The organism is Megasphaera sp. DJF_B143, from assembly GCF_900320625.1.
GTDB classification, from domain to species: domain Bacteria; phylum Bacillota; class Negativicutes; order Veillonellales; family Megasphaeraceae; genus Megasphaera; species Megasphaera hexanoica.
In genome coordinates this window covers 1-4,405 of the sequence record NZ_ONTA01000191.1, presented here as the reverse complement: position 1 = coordinate 4,405, position 4,405 = coordinate 1, and the positions used below count along the sequence as shown (strand labels likewise).

The window sequence follows — 4,405 nt, the reverse complement described above, 5'->3', positions numbered from 1 at the left end:
CTCCATCTTTTAGCTCCCTGAGCCGTTCATCCAGTTCTTTCCGGATGGTTCCCAGTGCCCGTTCCATCTTGTCTTTCGTCGTAACATAATGACTGGCCGGATAAATCGCCACGTGTTTCCGTTCGGCAATCACTTCCCCGGTCAGTACGTCCACTTCGGTCAGCCTGTCGATTTCATCGCCGAACATTTCGATGCGGATGACGGAATTATCAAAGGCCGCCGGAAATACTTCGATGGTGTCACCGTGGACGCGGAACGTCCCCCGTTCCAGGCTCACATCATTGCGTGTATACTGGATATCGACCAGCTTGTGCAGGATTTCTTCCTGTGACTTTTCCTGCCCCAGCCGCAGAGAAACGACGAGTTCACTGTAATCTTCCGGATCGCCCAGGCCATAGATACAGGACACGGACGCGACGATAATGACATCACGCCGTTCAAAGAGGCTCATCGTCGCCGAATGGCGCAGTTTATCGATTTCATCATTGATAGACGCATCTTTTTCAATATACGTATCGGTCGAAGCAATATACGCTTCCGGCTGATAGTAATCGTAGTAACTGACAAAGTATGCTACTTCATTATCGGGGAAAAACGCCTTGAATTCACTGCAAAGCTGGGCAGCCAGCGTCTTGTTGTGGGCAATGACCAGCGTCGGTTTCTGCACGGCTTCAATGACCTTGGCCATGGTAAACGTCTTGCCTGTCCCCGTAGCCCCCAGCAGGACCTGCGCCCACTGACCAGACTTTACCCCTTCAGCCAGTGATGCAATGGCTTCCGGCTGGTCTCCCATCGGTTCATATGGCGCAACGACCCGGAACGGATGAGACGTATCATAATCTTTATTTAAATGCGATTGTATATCCATAGCAGACCTCGAATCAGAACAAAGGAATAGCAATTTTCCGTTATCCCAGTATAGCATATTGGCGAACATATGTACAGAAAAAGGAGACTGCACGACAGGACAGTCTCCTTGATGATAACAGGACAATACATACCACCCATCGGTTTAGGCCGGTATCCGTTTTTTCATTTGTCGTACATTATAGACTAATGCCGCTGTCGTAACGATGAACGCCGCCCCGTCACTGACGGCTCCGGCCAGCCAGATGCCATCCAGACCCAGGAACGAGGAAAACAGATAGACACAGGGAATGAGGAAAAAGACCTGGCGGTTGATCGTAAAGAACAGGGAAAAGAGGGGTTTATTGACGGCCTGGAAATAATTTCCCGCTATGATGGAAGAGCCGACGACGGGCGTCATCACCAGATATATACGCATCGCTCTCACCCCGACGCGGAGCAGGTCCGGTGAATCGTTAAAAATACGGATGATTTCCTGGGGAAACACTTCGGCGATGATAAATCCCAGAATGCTGACCCCCGTTGCCGCCAACAGAGCCAGGCGGAGTGTATGCAGGACGCGGTCATACTTTCTGGCCCCAAAATTGAATCCTAAAATAGGCTGGGCCCCCATGCTGATGCCGACGACAGGCATAAAAATGAGCATCATAAGCCGGTTTATGATGCCGTAGGCAGCTACTGCCGTCACGCCGCCATAAAACTGGATTTGTACATTGAAGACGACCATGACAGCTGTGGCAGCCAGCTGCATCATAAAGGGAGAACAGCCTATTTTGACGATATCCAGTATACTATGCAGCCGGGGACGGAGATATTTCCACCGCAGCTTCAGCACAGCCGGGCCCCAGATAAAATACCAGGTGACCCAGACAGCCGCTACGGCTTGTGCCAGTACCGTTGCCAGTGCCGACCCGCTGATTCCCCACTGGAACGTGAACACAAACAAGTAATTCAGTATGACGTTAATGATACCTGCTATGATTTGTGTCGCCAGGGCCGTCCGTGGATCTCCCTGGGCGCGGATGACATTGTTGATGCCAAAACCGATGTGCTGGAATACACTGCCTACGAGAATAATGCTGATGAAATCGTGGGCATAGGGCAGGACAGCCGGATCCACTCCCATGAAATCCTGCAGCAGGGAATCGAGATACCACAGGAACAATCCGGTCGTTACAACCATGATGGCAAACATCAGGGTAAAGGCATTTCCCAGTATACCTTCTGCCCGGTCTGTCCGCCCCTGTCCCAGGCGGATAGAAATGATATTGGCTGAACCGACACCGATGAGCATGCCAAACGCCATGAGCAGGGTCTGAACCGGGAAGGCAACGGTGACAGCTGTCAGTGCCAGTTCACCAATGCCCTGGCCAACAAAGATACTGTCAACTACATTGTACAAAGCCGTAATGACCGTACCGGTAATGGCCGGGACTGAAAATTTCCAGAGCAGCCTGCTGACCGGCTGGGTTCCTAAAAACGAAGCATCTCTCATCTATCCGGGTCTCCTAATCTATTAATAAATATATACTATAGTATACCACAGCCTCTGATGGCGCTGCGATACTGCATCTGGCAAAAAAACAGGAACTGCCATCACAGCTTTGATGACAATTCCCGTTCAGTCCATCCTCATGATTCCAAAATTATTATTATATTCGATAACTCAGCGATTCAGTACGCCCGTTCCCGGTCCTTCTGCTTTCGTATCGTCTTCAATACAGTCTTTTACCAGGTCATTGACAATAGTCCCTGCAATAATCAGCCCTGCTACCGACGGTACAAAGGAAATACTCCCCGGTACAGAACGACGGAAGTCACAGCTGTGAGAGCTCCCGGGCGGACAGATGCAGTTGGCACCGCAGCCGCTCTGACGGCGTTTCAACGGCTGTTCTTTGGAGTACACGACTTTTAATTTTTTTATATGCCGCTTCTTCAGTTCGCGGCGCATGACCCGTGCCAGAGGATCCACACTGGTCTTGTAAATATCGGCTACTTCAAATTTCGTAGGATCCAGCTTGTTACCGGCACCCATGCAGCTGATAATAGGGATATGTCTCTTATCTGCTTCCACGACGAGGGCGATTTTTCCGGTCATCGTATCGATAGCATCGACGATATAATCGTAGTGCTGCTGGAAAAACTTGTCCGCTACATCAGGCATAAAAAATTCTTCTATCGTATCGACAACAGCCTGGGGATTGATATCCAGAATCCGCTGCTTCATCATTTGCGTCTTCTTTTTGCCAACCGTCTTCGATGTCGCATGAATCTGCCGGTTGATATTGGTCAGACAGACCAGATCATTATCGACGAGAACAAAATGACCGATACCGGAACGGGCCAGACCTTCGGCCACATAAGAACCGACACCGCCAATCCCAAAAATAGCTACCGTCGTCTGTGCCAGCTTTTCCATGGCAACATGACCCAGCAATAATTCCGTTCTGGAAAAACGTCCCAACATAATAACAAGTTCCTTTCTATCTCTATAGTGACAGACTATTATATCATAAATTTTCCCTAGTATCCAGTTCTATTTCTTCTCATTAGAACGAAAATACGTCTTCGAATGCTATCATCCAGCATATGCTGCAAATGAACACAAGAAACCAGAAGAAAAACCTACTGACTCTTTTGCACGGCGGTACTGTTGCCGCCATAATCCGTGAAGGTTTAATATACAAGGATATTTCCCAAAATAAAGACGGACTTTACACGCTCTTATTGATGACCGGTTATCTGACAGCTGTAAAAAATACGCCGGTTTCCAATGGGCGCCTTTGCCAGCTCATGATTCCCAATGCTGAACTGACCCATGTTTTCCAAAGCGAAATTCTCAACCGATTCTGTGCGGATTCAGGCGATGTGTCTGATTTATAATCGAAAAACAGCATTATATAGCTGAATTCAAGCAGAAGCAGATACCATCTGTCTTGAAATACGGTATCGCATTCTGTGGGAAAAAGATTCATGTTGCTATGTAATAAGTGGCTCATCGATAAAACCTGATCTGGAATAAAAAAAACAGGAAATCCATAGGATTTCCTGTTTTCTGCATAGGTTGTTGTAATCCAGATATATTGTCTATTATTTGGAGTACAATTCGACGATCAGTGTTTCGTTGATTTCGATTGGGAGTTCGTCACGTTCCGGCATGCGGGTAAGGGTGCCAGCAAAGTTGTCGAAATCTTTGTCGATGTAAGCTACATCGAAGGATTTGAGTTCCTGGAAGGATTTCTTGAACATTTCGTTCGAACGGGAAGCTTCTTTCAGGGATACGACGGAACCAACGTTTACGCGGGCGGACGGAATGTCGCAGCGTTTGCCATCGACGAGGATATGGCCATGGTTGACCATCTGACGTGCCTGGCGGATGGAATTAGCAAAACCGATGCGATAAACGATGTTATCAAGACGGCATTCCAGCAGTTTCAGCATGTTTTCGCCCGTAACACCTTCCATCTTCTTTGCTCTATCATAATACCGGACAAACTGACGTTCCAGCAGGTTGTAATATGCACGGAGCTTCTGTTTT

The 4,405-nt window shown here is 48.2% G+C and carries 5 protein-coding genes; 1 reads left to right on the top strand and 4 read right to left on the bottom strand.

Annotation, left to right across the window (positions count from 1 at the left end; translation table 11 throughout):
- From DBO31_RS05930 to DBO31_RS05920, 3 genes are all read right to left on the bottom strand, one after another.
- Window positions 1-868 (bottom strand): DEAD/DEAH box helicase family protein (locus DBO31_RS05930; RefSeq protein ID WP_159897777.1); only part of this gene is annotated, 868 nt, incomplete at its 3' end.
- 144 nt (window positions 869-1,012) lie between these two features.
- Window positions 1,013-2,362: an MATE family efflux transporter gene (locus DBO31_RS05925; protein ID WP_113855629.1), complete on the bottom strand. Its 1,350-nt coding sequence runs from the start codon at window positions 2,360-2,362 to the stop codon at window positions 1,013-1,015.
- Window positions 2,363-2,533: 171 nt separating this feature from the next.
- A complete protein-coding gene (locus DBO31_RS05920) occupies window positions 2,534-3,334 on the bottom strand; it encodes a ThiF family adenylyltransferase (RefSeq protein WP_059075390.1) in 801 nt (266 codons plus the stop codon).
- A gap of 131 nt (window positions 3,335-3,465) precedes the next feature.
- On the opposite strand from DBO31_RS05920, the gene DBO31_RS05915 reads away from it, so the two are divergent.
- Window positions 3,466-3,750, top strand: coding sequence for a hypothetical protein (locus DBO31_RS05915; RefSeq protein ID WP_200817468.1), 285 nt, complete (start codon window positions 3,466-3,468; stop codon window positions 3,748-3,750).
- Window positions 3,751-3,957: 207 nt separating this feature from the next.
- Here the strand turns inward: DBO31_RS05915 and rpsD are convergent.
- Window positions 3,958-4,405, bottom strand: a 448-nt coding sequence (gene rpsD / locus DBO31_RS05910) for a 30S ribosomal protein S4 (protein WP_150824683.1), incomplete at its 5' end; no start/stop codon positions are given.

Excerpts from the sequence above, each read along its gene's own strand:
- DBO31_RS05920 (WP_059075390.1), bottom strand. The coding sequence starts at position 3,334 with ATGTTGGGACGTTTTTCCAGAACGGAATTATTGCTGGGTCATGTTGCC.
- DBO31_RS05915 (WP_200817468.1), top strand. The coding sequence starts at position 3,466 with ATGAACACAAGAAACCAGAAGAAAAACCTACTGACTCTTTTGCACGGC.
- DBO31_RS05925 (WP_113855629.1), bottom strand. The coding sequence starts at position 2,362 with ATGAGAGATGCTTCGTTTTTAGGAACCCAGCCGGTCAGCAGGCTGCTC.